General features: G+C 44.2%; 13 protein-coding genes and 2 pseudogenes. 12 read left to right on the forward strand and 3 right to left on the reverse strand.

Annotated elements, in window-relative coordinates:
* Nucleotides 1–60 precede the first annotated feature (60 nt).
* On the reverse strand, nt 61–240 hold the full coding sequence (locus ABIA61_RS03730) for a hypothetical protein (protein ID WP_404529608.1): 180 nt from the start codon (nt 238–240) through the stop codon (nt 61–63).
* 139 nt (nt 241–379) lie between these two features.
* On the opposite strand from ABIA61_RS03730, the gene ABIA61_RS03735 reads away from it, so the two are divergent.
* The 4 genes and pseudogenes from ABIA61_RS03735 (at nt 380) to ABIA61_RS03750 (ending at nt 5858) form a co-directional block, all read left to right on the forward strand.
* Nucleotides 380–1393 carry a cation diffusion facilitator family transporter gene (locus ABIA61_RS03735; RefSeq protein WP_404519001.1) on the forward strand — a complete coding sequence of 338 codons (1014 nt, stop codon included), beginning with the start codon at nt 380–382 and terminating at the stop codon, nt 1391–1393.
* A gap of 613 nt (nt 1394–2006) precedes the next feature.
* Nucleotides 2007–3617, forward strand: a complete 1611-nt coding sequence (locus ABIA61_RS03740; protein ID WP_404580309.1) for an alpha-amylase family glycosyl hydrolase — start codon at nt 2007–2009, stop codon at nt 3615–3617.
* Nucleotides 3618–4182: 565 nt separating this feature from the next.
* Entirely contained in the window at nt 4183–5169 is a 987-nt protein-coding gene (locus ABIA61_RS03745) for an aldo/keto reductase (protein WP_404580310.1), read from the forward strand.
* Nucleotides 5170–5194: 25 nt separating this feature from the next.
* Nucleotides 5195–5858, forward strand: a pseudogene (locus tag ABIA61_RS03750) (aldo/keto reductase).
* A 150-nt stretch (nt 5859–6008) separates the two neighbouring features.
* Here ABIA61_RS03750 and ABIA61_RS03755 read toward each other — a convergent pair.
* Entirely contained in the window at nt 6009–6917 is a 909-nt protein-coding gene (locus ABIA61_RS03755) for an AraC family transcriptional regulator (RefSeq protein WP_404518997.1), read from the reverse strand.
* A gap of 322 nt (nt 6918–7239) precedes the next feature.
* Here ABIA61_RS03755 and ABIA61_RS03760 point away from each other — a divergent pair, with 322 nt between their 5' ends.
* Nucleotides 7240–7368: a hypothetical protein gene (locus ABIA61_RS03760; RefSeq protein ID WP_283655958.1), complete on the forward strand. Its 129-nt coding sequence runs from the start codon at nt 7240–7242 to the stop codon at nt 7366–7368.
* Nucleotides 7369–7652: 284 nt separating this feature from the next.
* On the opposite strand, the gene ABIA61_RS03765 is transcribed toward ABIA61_RS03760, so the two are convergent.
* Nucleotides 7653–8840, reverse strand: coding sequence for a helix-turn-helix domain-containing protein (locus tag ABIA61_RS03765; protein ID WP_404518995.1), 1188 nt, complete (start codon nt 8838–8840; stop codon nt 7653–7655).
* 176 nt (nt 8841–9016) lie between these two features.
* On the opposite strand from ABIA61_RS03765, the gene ABIA61_RS03770 reads away from it, so the two are divergent.
* The 7 genes and pseudogenes from ABIA61_RS03770 (at nt 9017) to ABIA61_RS03800 (ending at nt 16384) form a co-directional block, all read left to right on the forward strand.
* Nucleotides 9017–10231, forward strand: a complete 1215-nt coding sequence (locus ABIA61_RS03770) for a glycoside-pentoside-hexuronide (GPH):cation symporter (RefSeq protein WP_404580311.1) — start codon at nt 9017–9019, stop codon at nt 10229–10231.
* Nucleotides 10232–10447: 216 nt separating this feature from the next.
* Entirely contained in the window at nt 10448–11350 is a 903-nt protein-coding gene (locus ABIA61_RS03775) for an ROK family protein (RefSeq protein WP_404518992.1), read from the forward strand.
* A gap of 83 nt (nt 11351–11433) precedes the next feature.
* Nucleotides 11434–11600: pseudogene (locus ABIA61_RS03780) on the forward strand (sugar phosphate isomerase/epimerase); the annotation flags it as partial.
* An 18-nt stretch (nt 11601–11618) separates the two neighbouring features.
* The gene (locus ABIA61_RS03785; RefSeq protein ID WP_283655962.1) at nt 11619–12683 is read left to right on the forward strand and encodes a Gfo/Idh/MocA family protein; all 1065 of its coding nucleotides are present in this window, start codon (nt 11619–11621) and stop codon (nt 12681–12683) included.
* A gap of 413 nt (nt 12684–13096) precedes the next feature.
* Nucleotides 13097–13771, forward strand: a complete 675-nt coding sequence (locus ABIA61_RS03790; RefSeq protein ID WP_404518991.1) for a response regulator transcription factor — start codon at nt 13097–13099, stop codon at nt 13769–13771.
* Nucleotides 13768–15135 (forward strand): sensor histidine kinase, encoded by a 1368-nt coding sequence (locus ABIA61_RS03795; RefSeq protein ID WP_283655964.1) that lies wholly within the window; start codon nt 13768–13770, stop codon nt 15133–15135. Before ABIA61_RS03790 ends, ABIA61_RS03795 begins: the two co-directional genes overlap by 4 nt.
* Before the next feature lie 307 nt (nt 15136–15442).
* Nucleotides 15443–16384 carry an alpha/beta hydrolase gene (locus ABIA61_RS03800; RefSeq protein ID WP_283655965.1) on the forward strand — a complete coding sequence of 314 codons (942 nt, stop codon included), beginning with the start codon at nt 15443–15445 and terminating at the stop codon, nt 16382–16384.
* Nucleotides 16385–16621 lie beyond the last annotated feature (237 nt).

The raw sequence follows: 16621 nt of genomic DNA on the forward strand, positions 1-16621 counted from the left end.
TATTTTAACCTTTCCCATAGCATGTATCTGCTTACTTCTCTCGGTTACCATGTACCACGATCAAGCGTCCTTTAACGAAGACGGATACGTGGTTTGGACCTTATTCAATAATCTGGCATACGTTCTTCCTCTACTATTGATCGTAGCCGTCACACTAATTAAAAACCGAATCAACAGAGCTTGACTCAAGCGGCGCTTTAACAAAGACAAGCCCGTGAGTTCAATAATAAAACGAGACATGGAAATCAAAAAATACAACTATTCACATTTCATATTATTCTTGCAGATTACATTTGTATTATTTATAATATATGAATAAGTGCTCATATATTAATTCGATTGTGAATCATCAGAATTTTATAGAGGAGAGGGCAGGTAGATGAGTAAGAAAAGTCACACACACGACCATAATACGGCATGCGAACATGACTGCAACCAACATCATCAACATAATCATTCTAAAGGCAGTGAGCATTCACATGCTCACGGGCAGGGGCATTCCCATAGCCACGGGCATTCTCATGGACATGGAGCGAACAAAAATGCTCTAAAGTTATCATTCTTTTTAATTGCTGGTTATATGATCATTGAATTTATTGGTGGATTACTGACGAACAGCCTGGCACTATTATCTGATGCGGGGCATATGTTGAGTGATGCAGGTGCATTGGGGTTAAGTTATTTGGCGATGACCTGGGGACAACGGCAAGCGAGTATGTCAAAGACGTTTGGATACAAACGATTTGAAGTACTGGCCGCTTTTATAAATGGCTTAGCGCTTGCCCTGATATCGATTTATATTTTCTGGGAAGCTTTCAAACGGCTTTCTGACCCGCCTGGAATCATGACTTCAGGAATGCTGATCATCGCAGTGCTTGGCTTGCTCGTCAATATAGCTGCTGCCTTTATCCTTACGAGGGGAGATACATCTGAAAATCTCAATATTCGCAGTGCCTTTCTACATGTAATAGGGGATTTGTTAGGTTCTGTAGGTGCGATTGTGGCGGCATTGCTGATTATGTTCTTCGGCTGGAATTTGGCTGATCCGATCGCCAGTATTTTGGTGGCGGTTCTGGTGATTATCAGTGCTTATCGGGTAACTCGGGATTCTATTCATATTCTGATGGAAGGTACGCCACTGAATATGAACACAGATCAAATTAAGCAATCCCTGCTTGATCTTGAGTATGTTGTAGAAGTGCACGACCTTCATGTATGGGCGTTATCATCAGATGTTCCGTTGCTGAGTTGCCATATCCTCATTCAAGATCCAAAGTACAGCAGTGTTGTGCTGGAGCGGGCACAGAGGTTGTTGAAAGAACGATACGAGATCAAGCATATTACAATACAGATTGATAGACCGGGAATCCCGTGTCATATTGAACATCATTAGCAAGAAACTCAGAAGAGATCTACGTGATGTGGGTCTCTTCTGCTGTTTCCAGTCCGGGAAATAAATACAGACTAGAATAAGCTACTTTTAGTAGTAAGAAGCAAATGATCGAACTGCTGATTACAAGCGACGAGGAACCTATCTTTAATTGATTGCCGTCAATCAGGGTCTATCTCCCACATAACTATCGAAAATACTCACGTTGCTGGTGAAAACTGAACTGGTCGAGTCGGATTCGGGTGCCAACGGAGGTATCGGTTGAAGGGCAGAAAGTGGATATTTCTTTTCTGCACATCATTCATGCAGTGGAAGGCACCGCTTACTGTTCCGAATGCTGTGGGGGTGTTTTTTATGCTTTATCGCCAACTCAGTCTTCTCATAGCACTCTATAGTGATTCTGATTATGACGATAAGTAGTCTAAAAGTAGCATTCTGTGAAGGATATCTCCTTGTATGGCTCCGAAATGCCACCTCATCATTTGCAGTTGAATACAGAGATAAAACAAGAAGAGCGATATTTTCCACCAAAATAGATAATAATATACCCCCTTTCTTGGATTTTTTATCTTTATAATGAAGACGCATCCATAACAATCAAAGGAGTTGATATGTTTTGACACGTAACAAACGCTTAAGAAGATTGTCCACCGCCATGTTAACGGTGCCTATGCTCACGATGTTTGCTTCAGGTGCAATGGCCGAGCAGGAAATGAACGGACATAAGTCTCCGGTTTCTACTGGAAGCGGCGTGTTTTATGAAATTTATATTAATTCTTTTTATGATTCGAATGGAGACGGACACGGTGATTTGAAAGGAATTACACAAAAGCTTGATTACTTAAACGACGGCAACCCCCGTTCGGGCAAGGATCTGCAGATCAACGGCCTCTGGCTCATGCCCCTAAATCCGTCTCCAAGCTACCATAAATACGATGTAACCGACTATTATCAGGTCGATCCGCAATATGGGAATCTGAATGATTTCCGCACCTTGATGAAAGAAGCGGACCGAAAGGGCATCAAGGTGATTATGGACCTTGTTATTAATCATTCGAGCAGTGAGCACCCTTGGTTCAAAGAGGGCAGCGTCAACCCGCAAAGCAAATACCACGACTATTACGTATGGGCGGATAAGAACACAGATCTGGATGAAAAAGGCTCGTGGGGACAACAGGTATGGCATAAGAATCCGAATGGTGAAGGGTATTTCTACGGCACGTTCTGGTCGGGAATGCCGGATTTGAACTTCGACAATCCCGAAGTTCGCAAAGAAATGATCAAGGTCGGGAAGTATTGGCTACAGCAAGGTGCAGACGGGTTCCGGCTTGACGCGGCGATGCACATTTTTAAAGGACAGACGAAGGAGGGTGCCGAAAAAAACATCACCTGGTGGAATGAGTTCCGTTCCGAGATGGAGAAGGTAAATCCAAATGTATATCTAGCGGGGGAGGTATGGGACAAACCGGAGACAATAGCTCCTTACTACGGACCACTTCACTCCCTGTTTAATTTTGACATGGGCGGAACGATTTTGAACTCTATAAAAAATGGTCAGGATCAGGGTATTGCGACATTCGCTGAGAAAACACTGAAATTGTATAAAGCGTACAATAAGGCGGCACTCGATGCTCCATTCCTGAGCAACCATGACCAGACCCGTGTCATGAGTGAGCTGGGCGGGGATGTGCGAAAAGCCAAGCTGGCCGCTTCGATTCTTTTGACGTTGCCAGGGCAGCCGTTCCTTTATTACGGGGAAGAAATCGGTATGAAGGGAGAGAAGCCCGATGAGTATCTACGGGAGCCTATGCGCTGGTACAAAGGAGATGGCCCCGGTCAAACGACGTGGGAGGAATCCCAATACAACACAGGCGAAATATCGGTCGAAGCGCAGCTAAGGGACAATGATTCCCTGCTGGAAAGCTACCGCTCGCTCATCCGTCTGAGGGAAGAACATGAAGCCCTCCGCAGCGACAGTTTGGAACCGATCCAATCAGGTTCTGCCAGCGTAACTGCATTTAAACGCACTTCAGGCAAAGAAACATTGTATGTATATCATAACCTGTCCGGAGAGCCGGTTACCCTGCAGATCAAAGATTGGGATAAGGGCAAGTGGAAAGTGGTCTTCTCCACCTCGAAGGATATGAAGGCGAAGAAAGGAACGGTCGTGATTCCAGCCTACAGTTCTCTGATTACCAAAGAAGACAGAAAAGCTGAACATACGTAAACTAACCGTTCAAATGAAGCGGGATATATACCGATGAATTCGTGTTGGAGTGTTTAGAGCACCCCATTTTTATATGAGTTTTGCTGACGGATCGCGTGTCCGATTGCTTCCTTGTACGTATGAGGACACAATGATCCAGGAATAGGGCATCTACATTATTTATTTATTTTGTATAAATAAAAATGAATCGATTATCAGAAATTGATTAAACATTTCGATCTAACAATAGCCCCAACTGTTCCGCCAAGATATGATGGGGGAAAGGCTTTCCGTTAGTAAACCACCATTCGCCCCCCCCTACATATTGCATAAGTACGAATGTCCAAAAGGGGGACATCGAACGGTTGGAACCCGTATCAAATGAAGAATATAACCGCTAATAATAGCGTGAATTTCCCTGATTCCTGAAGTTTTAAGAGAATTAGGCAATCATTTAAGACAAATGATATAACGATCTACAGTACAGTTACTGCATAATTGGTTTACACCCTATCAAATTAACCGATATATGGCATTGGCTTGAAACTAAGTTGGTCAATTCGTTCATTGGAAAGGAAGAGGAATAATGCAAAAACGAATACTTGGGAAAAGCGGTCTGAACGTATCCGCAATCGGTCTCGGCTGTATGGGAATGAGCTATGGCTATGGACCTGCTCTGGATAAGCAGGAAATGATCTCCGTTATTCGAGATGCCGTTGAACGTGGTGTTACTTTTTTTGATACCGCTGAAGTATACGGACCATATACCAATGAGGAGCTTGTCGGGGAAGCACTACTTCCTGTTCGGAATCAGATAGTCATTGCAACCAAGTTTGGCTTTAACATTCAGGATGGCAAACAGGCAGGGATGAACAGCCGGCCTGAGCATATTAAGAAGGTTGCCGAGGAATCCTTAAAACGTCTCAATACCGACGTGATTGATCTCTACTATCAACATCGTGTTGATCCCGATGTGCCAATCGAGGAAGTAGCAGGAGCAGTGCAGGATCTGATCCGGGAAGGAAAAGTTAAGCACTGGGGTCTATCCGAGGCTGGTGTGAAGACGATCCGCCGGGCACATGCAGTTCAGCCGCTCACTGCAGTGCAGAGCGAATACTCTCTGTGGTGGAGACGTCCTGAAGAAGAGCTTTTGCCAACTCTGGAGGAGCTGGGTATAGGTTTTGTTCCGTTCAGTCCTCTAGGTAAGGGATACTTAACGGGGAGCTTCGATGCCAGTACCTCCTTTTCGAAGGGAGATTTTCGCAATACTCTTCCGCGCTTTACGCCGGAGGCGCTTGAGGCCAACCAGGCACTCGTAGATCTGCTAAAAGAAGTAGCGGAGCAGAAAAATGCGACACCTGCCCAAATTGCACTGGCCTGGCTGCTCTCTCAAAAACCGTGGATTGTTCCGATTCCGGGTACACGTAAATTAAGCCGCCTGGAAGAAAACTTGGGAGCGGCTAATATAGAACTTACCTCGGAAGATTTGATGAAAATCGATTCTGTTGCATCAAAAATCATACTGATGGGTGACCGATATCCAGAGGAATTGGAAAGAAGAACAGGCCTCTGAGTACTCAACGACAGGAGGATTTCATATGAACAAAGTAATTCTGAACAATGGTGTTGAAATGCCAATACTTGGTTTTGGTGTTTATCAAATTAAAGATGCGAATGAGTGTGAACAATCCGTTTACGATGCTATTATGGCAGGCTACCGTCTGATCGATACAACCATTCGGAGATGTGTATGGTTCCTGGCGTGCTATGGAGGAATTGTATCGTGAGGGAAAAATCAAAGCCATTGGCGTGAGTAACTTCCAGATGGACCGTCTGGTTGACTTGATTGTCCATAATGAAGTCACGCCTGCAGTAAACCAGGTCGAAACGCATCCTTTCTGTCAGCAAATCCATAGTGCTGAACTTATGCAAGAGTACAATGTTCAGATTGAGTCCTGGGGACCCTTTGCCGAAGGAAGAAACAATATGTTTCAGAATGACGTTTTAACATCACTGGCTCAAAAGTACAACAAATCTGTTGCGCAGGTCATTTTACGCTGGTTGACGCAAAGAGAAGTTGTGGTAATTCCAAAATCGGTTCACAAAGAAAGAATTATTGAAAACTTCAATATCTTTGACTTTGAATTAAGTCAGGAAGATATGGAGAAGATGGCAACGTTAGATACAAAACAAAGCAGCTTCTTCTCGCATAATGATCCAGAAATGGTCAAAGCGCTTGGAAACAGAAGATTTGAGGATTAGTAGCTTCATCTCTATAACACGAAGTGCATTCAATACGCTTCACCTGAAGAAGAGAAGAAGTATACTTTTTCTCAAAATGTCGAGAATCCCCGTCTTTTTGAGACGTGGGTTTCTCGACATTTTGAAGCCTCAACAAAGAGAATTAAGCGTTCAGTATCTATAATATTTTTCCTTAAGATATTTGATGTCTGCCCTAGGAGGAGAACCAAACATTCGAGAATATTCACGGCTAAATTGAGACGCGCTTTCATATCCCACTCGAAAAGCGACATCAGCGGCATCTGCTGACTCAGATAATAGGAGACGGCGGGCCTCTTGCAAACGCAGTTGTTTTTGAAATTGAAGAGGGCTCATAGCGGTTACTTCTTTAAAGTTCCGGTGAAATGAGGAAACGCTCATACTGGCTAATTCGGCAAGCTCCTCGACCCGCAAAGACTTATCATAATGATGAATAATTTGTTCAATAGCCTCCCTGATTCGGTACGAGCTGCTTCCCTCCATTGCAATCTGTCCCAGTGTAACCCCATATTGGCCCTGTAGGAGCCGATATAGTATTTCTCTGATAAACATAGGAGCTAAAAACGGTATATGCTTCGGATTGTCCAGCAGACGGGCTAATCTAAGGATTGCATCCATCAGATCCGACTCCATCTGGCCGACAAATAAAGCCCGCTTCAAATTTTCCTTAGGCATTGGCTGAATTTCCAAGTCGTTTAAAATCTCTAAAATCTGGTTCTGTGTAAATTCAAGCTTAAAACTTAAGTAAGGGTCATCAGGCGAAGCTTTAATCACCTGGCCAACCACCGGCAGATTCATGGATGCAATCAGGTAATTAGCAGGGTTATATGTAAAACGTTCCTGTGCCAGAAATATTTCTTTCGAACCTTTAGTTATAAAACAGAAGCTCGGCTTGTAGACTCCGTAGTCTGGTTCAGTCGTGTTGGAATAGCGGATAAAAAATAAAGAAGGGATCGCCGTCTTCTGAACTCCCTCCCCAAGGCAGTGACGCTGAATCAGCCCGGCAAGTTCATTTTGCTGCCTACTTATTACCTGAGACATGAAGTACCTCCTTATTCGTTGATCATGTTCATTATAAGCCATCAGTATTTATTATAAAAATAGCCGTAAGAGAATCAGGCAATTATTCAAGATAAATGTGATAACGGTTTGCTCTGCCATTGCTGCATAATGAGTTTACACCCTATTAAAATAAAAAGGAATGCAATATATAAACGGTGTATTTCTTTATATAATTATAGACGAAAGTTCACCACAGCCTGGTAATGAATAAACCTGAACATAGTGGATGAAAAATCATTTTTATTAAAATGGCTGATTGAAAATATGTGAACAAAACCCTTTAGCATCGGAGTTGAATACGATGGAAAAATTAATCCAGTGGTATGAAAAAAGCCTGATTAAAAGGCTGGAAGTGCTCATCGATTTGGAAAAAGATGCTACTTTTAAAGAGATGTATCTGGAGTACTTGAATCAACTTCAGTCCAAATAAAGTGGAATCCGATAAATTACAAAGTATGCGGAGGACTTAAGGGAACAAAAAGGTCTATACGTCTGAAAAATGAAAAACACAGCAGATAACAATGTATAAATGATCTTATATTTTGGCGAAATACGTTCTTGTGTTATTGAGATCAGATTATAATGCTTTAAATCATAAGCTAAAGTAGGGAACTTTGTGTCAATGTAAGATACGGTCGATTAAAACCGGAATTCTGTATGAAGAACGGGTGTAATATCGGTTGTCAGCTTTTGTGCGGTTTCGTTCTCTTTTATTCAACTCTGCTGAATAATCAAATTATTCTTATACTGCTTGGGAGTCAGGCCCGTGATTTTTTTGAATACCTTAGTGAAATAGCTTTGATCGTGAAAGTTGAGCAGGGAATAGATTTCGCTAATCGATAGGTCAGAGTAGACGATGAGATTCTTGGCCTCTTCGATTTTTTGGCGCTGGATATAGGCTTTTAGGGTCTCCCCCGTCTCTTCCTTAAACTTGTTGGACAGATAGGAGGGGCTGATCCGCAGCTGCTTGGCCAAGGATTCCAGCGTCAAGTGTTCATGCAGGTGGTTGAAGATATAGTCCTGACATAGCAGGATCGTCTTCGAGAAGCTGGAGCGGTTGGCTTTGGTGACCCGTTCGGCAAAATCGGGCAAAATCTCTTCCAGCATCTTGGTGATGGAATCGATCTTCTTTAGCTCTTCGATATGCTGGATATAGGCATCGCTCAGGTTATAGGCGATTTCCGGGTAGAGTCCGCCCTCGATGGCCGCTCGGGTCGCCAGGGTCACTGCTGTAATCAGAAGATTTTTCTTGTTCCGCAAGGAGTCTTTTTTGGACAAGGTTCCGTAGCTGCCTTCCTGGGAATGCAGCTTCATGTAATACAGCATTTTTTCAATATTTCCGGTTTTAAGATGCTCCCAGATCTTCCTCTCGGCCAGAAAGGAGCTGTGGTAATCGCTGTTCTCCCGCTGCTCGATAATTTTGAGTTCAATCAATTCAGAGATTAGGGAAGGATTCAGGTTCTCGTTATCCTGTTTGACCTTATTTAAGGACAAGGTTTCGTTGTAGAACAGATGATGCAGCAGGATCGCGGTATTAAACAGCTGGTTCGTATCAAAAGCATCCTGCTGTTCGAATGGCTCAATCAAAGTGTTTGTCGAGACATATTTTTCGGCATGCGGCCACAGAATGATCCGTTCATTCTCATGCTCTGGATGGGGGAGCATGGCAATAATGTCCTCACGGTTATTGATATAAACCATCTGTACCGGCTTGCTCAAATTCAGGGAGAATAAGTGGTCAATCAATGTCTGAGGCAGCGTCTCCCGGACCATCAGAGAAGAATAATTATTGCTGAAGGTCTGGGATCTTTCCCAGCCTTTTTTTATAAAGAAGATCGGAATATGGGTCGCGTTATAGACGAGCTTGCAGAGGGTTTCTAGGTCTCTTTGAGATGGGTTCATGGTGTTCCTCTCCATAAAAAAAATATAAAATTACAACTTCTCCTTAAATAATACCATAAATCATGAACAAATATATTTAAACTGTAAACAAATAAAACGCTTTCCGAGTTGGGGCAAGGTTTTAATCAAGCTCTAATGTTAAGAAGATTTGAAAACGCTTTTAGGGGGGATGTAAAATGGCAGTGGTAGAAGCAGACCTGAAGAAGGGTAAGCAGGCTGTAAGCTCAAATCAGAAATTGTCTTTGTTGGAGAAAGTAAGTTACGGTTTAGGGGATGCGGGTTCCAACTTGATTTACACAGTTATTACGACCTACTTGACCTTTTACTTTACGGACGTGTATGGACTCGGGGCGGCTGCGGTCGGTACGCTGATGCTGATCGCCAGATTCGTCGACATGATCGACAGCCCGATCTTCGGGGTACTGATTGACAGGACCAATACAAAATGGGGGAAATCAAGACCCTGGATTCTCTGGTCCAGCTTTCCTTTTGCAATCGTTTCCATACTGCTCTTTATGGGGCCAGAATTAAGCGCTTCCGGCAAACTTGCATACGCTTACATTTTTTACATCGCGGCGAACGTGCTGTATGCGGCTGTCAATAATCCACTGACGACGATGTTGCCAAGCATGTCGAGCGATGTCCAGGAGAGAACCGTGGCCAATACGTTCCGTATGATTGGTGGACAGGTTGGCGGCTTGATCGTTAACCTCACGCTGCTGCCTCTGGTCGCCTACTTGGGTGCTGGGAATCAGCAAAAAGGCTTCTTCTATACGATGACGCTCTTCGCTATTGTGGGATTGATCCTGTTCATCGTCACATTCCTGAACACCAGAGAGCGTGTGCAGAACATCGCCGGACAGGACCAAAGCCTTTCTGTGAAGGAAAGTCTGAAAGCGATCAAAGGAAATCGTCCGTGGATGGCCGTTTCTCTGCTCGGTATCGTCTTTTTCCTGATGTATATCATGAAGCTCTCCGCAGGCATTTATTACATGACATACACCTTAGAGAAACCTGAAATCGTTTCCTTGGTAAACACGCTGTCGATGGTAACGGTGCTCGGAATGCTGGCGGTTCCTTTCTTGTCCAAACGGTTCAGTAAAAAATCGCTGATTATCACAGGTATTGGCATCAATATTATCGGGCAGCTCATTATCTATGTGGGTGGACACAATGTCGCCATGATCATCTTGGGAACGATCGTCGGCGGTATCGGTTTGGGACTCCCAGGCGGATTGCTGTTTGCCCTTATGGCAGATACGGTTGATTACGGCGAATGGAAATCGGGTATCCGCGCCCAAGGTATTCTTGTCTCGGCTGCCGGTATCGGGATCAAGCTTGGCTCCGGAATGGCGCCAAACAAAAGCAAACCGATTCTGCATTGCAGATGATTACGCTTAACTACATTTGGCTGCCGATTGTCTTCAGTGTATTGTCGATTCTGATCATGGTCTTTATCTACAGGTGGGATAAGCCTCATGATGAAATTGTGGCCGAATTGGAGGCTAGAAGAGCTCAAGTGTAAAAATACTGGTATAAGAGATGGAGTTGCTCCCCGGAGGGAGAGGTCCCATCTCTTGTAACAACAACAGGATAGGAGAATGCTTATGTATCTTGCAATCGATATAGGAGGCACCTTTATAAAATATGCGCTGATGGATTCAGCTGGAACGATCGTGACTAAAGGCAGACAATCAACACCTAGAGTACATTTAGCAGGATTTATGGATAAATTGTGTTCCATTATAGATGGGCATGATTTGTCTGCGGTTAAGGGAATCGCCCTTAGCTGCCCTGGAACGGTCGATGCGGATCGGGGCGTCATCTACCATGGCGGTTCTCTGCCTTTTCTGCACGAGGTCAATTTAAAACAGGAAATCGAACGAAGATACGGAATAGACGCTTTCGTCGAAAATGACGGAAAGAGCGCGGCTCTGGCCGAACTCTGGCTTGGAAGCGTAAAAAACGCCAAAGATTCCGTGGTGTTAATTCTCGGAAGCGGGATCGGCGGCGGTATTATCATTGACGGTAAGCTTCACCGCGGGGTCAATCTCTCCGCCGGAGAAGTCAGCTATATCATGCATCAATTCAATCCCGAAACTAAGACGGGACAGTACTTTGGACTGGATTGCTCTGCGGTCAACATGATCCGCCGTATTGCCGAAATCAAGAAAGTCGATTCCTCTGACGGAGAAGTGATATTTGAATATATTATGCAAGGGGACGCAGAGGCCAATGCGATTTTTGATGAATACTGCCTGTACCTGGCCATTCAAATATTAAATCTGCAGTACATTTTGGACCCCGAAGTTATCGCGATCGGGGGCGGAATCAGCGCGCAGCCCGTTCTGATTGAACGGATTCAGCGGGCGATCGCCGACGTGAAAGAGGCCAATCCTTTGCATATCGCAAATCCCAAGGTGGTAGCCTGCCAATTCCGCAACGACGCCAACCTGTACGGGGCGCTGTATCATTATTTTGTCAGTAAAGAAAAGCTCGTCAATTCTTAAAGTCAGGTCTGGAAGTAAAATGCATTGAACAAGTCCGCAAGGAGAGTTACGATGACATTATGAATTGGGATTATTGGTTGTAGAAATGGTCCGACATAATCAGCGTTTTGCGGATTTATGTGTATAATATGTAATAAGCCTCAAACACGAAGATCCTTTGATGTCCGTCGAAGAAGGGTTTAATCGTGTAGTAACCAATCTGCAATCGATTTTGACCCGTGAGCAACCGCTTGATATGTGGTGGGCTTAAATCAGGAGTGAAAGGAAAATGAAAATGGGCAATCGGATATATAATGTAGTCATTATCGGTTATGGAGGCATGGGAAGCTACCATGTTCAATTAATCGAACCTATTCAGCAGCTTGCCATTGGCGGTGTATATGATATTGTCGATTACCGAATGGAACTGGCTGCCGCTGGCGGCTATAAAACCTACGAAAGTCTGGAGGCCGTTCTGGCCGATCAGGCCGTGGATATTGTTTTGATAGCAACGCCTAATGACGTTCATAAAGAAATAGCGATCCAGGCACTGCAAGCCGGAAAACATGTCATTTGCGAAAAGCCGGTTACGATAACGAGCACGGATTTCTTGGATATTGTCGAGGTGGCGAAGAAAGAAAACCGCGTATTTACGGTACATCAGAACCGCCGATGGGATGAAGACTTCCGAATTATCAAAGATATGATCGGCAAGAAGACCGTGGGCGAGCTTTTCCAAGTGGAATCGCGGGTTCAGGGGGCTAACGGCATTCCGGGTGACTGGCGGCAACTGAAGGCGTACGGTGGAGGAATGCTACTGGATTGGGGAGTGCATCTGTTGGACCAGCTGCTTCAGATTACGGACAGCCAAATAGAAAGCGTAGCTGCTAAGTTAAGCTATATTTTGGGAACTGAAGTGGATGACGGCTTTACCAGCTTTATTGAGTTCAAGGACGGCCTGACAGCGGTCATTGAAGTGGGTACGACCAATTATGTAAAGCTGCCGCGTTGGTATATTAAAGGAACCGAGGGTACCGCAGTGATCCGGGATTGGGACTTGAGCGGAGAGATCGTCACCCGAAATCCGGATGTTGCTCATGTGGAACCAAAACCGATTCAAGCAGGCCAAGGATTGACGAAAACGATGGCGCCACCGTCAGAGGAATCCACCCTGAATTTTCCAATTGAAAAAATACCTGCGGTAGCAGAAAGCTTTTATGAAAATTTTGTCTCTGCCATCGAAGGAAAAGCGGAGCTTGCGATCAAAAGCGAAGAAGTGCATCGTGTGCTGGTACTGATTGAGACGATTTTTGAGGCGGCAGCAACCAAAAGCGTGATTCGAAGAACGATTTAAATCAGCTCTATTTTCCATTCGCCATAAGTGAGATATATAGGATCCTATATTTTGAGAACCTGGACCGGTTGAGGATTTTTCCGGAGCCATGGGGCACGCGCATGCCATTTTGATTGATGACAGCGGCTTTCGGATCGGCGGCACGGACCCCCGCTGCGATGGAGCGGCCATCGGCTGGTGATCCAGGAACGGGGCATGGCCCTAACAGTACACATTAAAAACACCCTGATCGGGGAGGAACTGTTTTCTTTCCTTCATCAGGGTGTTTTTTGCTGTCACTTTGCCGCCTGAGGCCCGCGGATACCAGGAGGAATAACACTGTAAGATTATAGGAAGAATAGGGGGAATTCAATTTTATTTATAGTATAATGGTTACTTCAATATGGGATGGAAAACAGGGAAAGAGGGAACGGATGCCTACTATACTGGTTGCTGACGATGATGCGAACATTCGCGAACTCGTCTGTTTATTTCTACGCAACGACGGATTCGAAACAGCCGAAGCCGCGGACGGCAAGCAAGCACTGACCGTCTACGCCTCAACGCATGTCGATCTCGTCGTGCTCGATATTATGATGCCGATTATGGATGGTTGGACGTTATGCAAGGAACTCAGAAGAGCCAATCCTGATCTTCCGTTACTTATGCTGACTGCGAGAGGCGAAACATGGGAGAAAGTGAAAGGGTTCGAACTTGGAACGGACGATTATTTGACGAAACCATTCGATCCGTTGGAGTTGACGGCTCGTGTCAGGGCATTATTGAAACGATACCGGATTGGCTCCACACAGACGATTCAGTTCGGCAACGTCATCCTTGATCGGCAGACCTATAAGGTGATGAGAGGGACGGAGTCGCTCACGTTGCCGCTCAAGGAGTTCGAATTGCTGTATAAGCTCGCTGGAACACCCGGACAAGTCTATACGCGTGAGCAGTTGATTGATCAAATCTGGGGGATTGATTACGCTGGAGATGATCGAACGATAGACGTACATATTAAACGCCTGCGAGAACGTTTCGCCACTACAACCGATTTTCGGATCGAAACAGTGCGCGGGCTTGGCTACCGGCTTGAGGTTTACGAATGATCAGATCCTTATATATACGTGTTGTCCTAACATTTCTGGTCTCCGTCATCGTGGGCATAATCATTGCTTTTTTAATTACATTTTGGGTGTTTGAGGAAAAATTGAACGAAAATTTGCAAACCACCTTACTTAACTTTGGTCAGGACATCGTCCGGGTTTACGAAACCATTCCGTTACGTGAAGCGAACTTGTTCGTAAGTGGAATGAAACAACTCGATTCCTATCATATTCGAATTTTCGATGAAACGGGTCAGTTCCAGTCTTACGGAACGCTTAACGGACAAAATCCTGCGACTGTGACGATGGATCAAGTAAAGAAGGTATTGGGTGGAGAAGTTGTTCAAGTCAATCCGAGTACTGTTGCAACGAACCTCTTGGGACTGCCATTAAAAACGGAAATGGGAACGAAAGCGATGTTTGTGGAGCCGCTCACGTCTCCTTCCTCCACTTTTGCCGTAAAATGGTTACTTACTTTTTTGACCTATTCGTTGATCGCAGGAAGCTTATTGATCCTGGTTGCCGCCATATTCCTGATCAGGCCGATCAAAAAGCTGACAACAGCGACCAAGCGAATAGCAGCGGGAGATTTCAACGTAAAGCTGAATATTAAGCAAAAGGGTGAGCTAGGTACCTTGGCTCGCAGCTTCGAAGAAATGATGCACGATCTGCAGCAACTTGAACAGATGCGTAAGGAATTTGTATCGAACGTGTCGCACGAAGTTCAGTCGCCGCTCACCTCGATATCCGGTTATGCTTTGGCGCTCAAACAAGTGGATATTGCAGATCACGAGCGAAGCCGTTATCTCGATATTATCATCGCTGAAGCAGGTCGAATGTCCAAGATGAGCGATAGCCTGCTCAAGCTAAGTTTGCTTGAATCACAGTCCCGGCAACTGCGGCTCATCACCTTCAGCCTTGATGAACAGATCAGACGAGTCATCGTGGCGATCCAGCCGCAATGGTCGGCTCGCAACATCCGTTTCGACCTCAATTTGAAAGCCGTTCAATTAATGGCTGATCACGATCTATTAAACCAGGTATGGACGAACATCATTGGCAATAGCATCAAATTTTCCATGGATGGCGGCATTATTAACGTCAGCATCAAACAAGATATCAAAAATGTGACAGTCCGAATATCCGATACGGGCATTGGTATTTCCCCCGAGGACCAGAAGCGTATATTCGAACGGTTTTTTAAGGCCGATCGTTCCCACAGTCGCAAGTATGGCGGTAGCGGTATGGGACTTGCCATCGTTAAACAGATCGTATCGCTTCATCAAGGCGACATCCGAGTGGAAAGCGAGCCCGGCCGAGGAACGACCGTCATTGTCACCTTGCCAATCATAGCGCCGACAGATTAGTTAGATTCATATGGCACCATTCGGATGGTCTAAACTGCATTCTCCATGCTACGGCATCATGTGTAAGCTTCCTTGCATGTGACGTCGCAGCATTTTTTGCTTGTTCATACTCCGTTCATATTGTCGTCATAGGGAGTACATCTTCGTCGTATAAGCTATCCTTAACAGCACATATTAAAGTAGCCGAATAAACAGATGAGGTCAGGAGAAGATGAGAGTGGAACACAGAGAGGCCATAAAAAGGAGGGTAGGCACGAGTACAGGTAGATAACGAGCTTCAAAGGTCGCTCAAACCCCTCGTGCATAAATGATGAAAAAAATACTTACCATTATACTTAAATCCATAGGAGTTATAGCAATAGCCATAGTGCTTTTTCTAGCCATTGTTTTTATCGTTAATATGATCTCGAACAAATCGGAGCAAGGAAAAATAGAACCCTATGGCCAGTTAGTACCTGTAGATGGGAAACATATGAATGTTACCATTCAAGGAGAGGGCGAAGAAACAGTCGTGCTCCTGCCTGGTTATGGAACAGCAGCACCAGCTCTTGATTTTAAGCTGCTAGTAGATGAACTATCTCCATTTTACAAAGTTGTCGTGATTGAGCCTTTCGGTTATGGATTAAGTGATGAAACCGAAAAAGAGCGAAGCACTGAGAATATTGTAAGTGAAATTCATGAAGCTTTACAGCAGCTTAATATTGACCGTTACACGCTAATGGGCCATTCCATTGCGGGCATTTACGGACTGGATTATGTGAACAAATATCCAAACGAAGTGAGTGCATTTGTCGGAATCGATAGCAGTGTTCCAACACAAGGTGGGATGGATGTTAAATTCCCAATAAAAACGTTTGAATTTCTTAAAAAATCAGGTCTCTTAAGAATGATCAAGAATCTAAGTGGTGATCCATATGCTTCATTATCATTTGATGATCAAACCAAAGAACAAATGAGAATGATTTCGAATAAAAACGGCAATAATGCCACGACCTTGAATGAAATGGAGCATATTTCTTCTAATTTTAAAGCAGCTGAAAATTTAACATTCCCAAAAAATCTTCCCGTTATATTCTTTTTACAAGCGAATAATACAGATATTAAAGGATGGTTACCACTGCATGAAGAGCAAGTCAAAAATTCTGTACATGGAAAAGTGATGACATTTGAAGGAGGACATTATTTGCACCATACCAGGTCAAAGGAAATCGCTGAAAACTTCAGGGGATTTATGGAAGGAATAAAATAAGTGCGATGAAAAAGGCACCTTCACTATTTTGTACAAATGTATAAGTGATATAAAAACCGTCCTTTGGTAATATCCCCTTCAAGTAGACACTCAAAAAAGTCCACATGGTATCATGTTGAGGAGTTGTGTTTAATAAAACGGTATGATAATATACATTTACTTTAATGATTGGGGTTGAGAAGAATAATGTAGGATTTTCTTGCTGATCTATAAACTAATAAAACATTTAGTGCGATT

Source organism: Paenibacillus sp. RC21, from assembly GCF_044907935.1.
In the GTDB taxonomy this organism is placed as follows: Bacteria; Bacillota; Bacilli; order Paenibacillales; family Paenibacillaceae; genus Paenibacillus; species Paenibacillus terrae_A.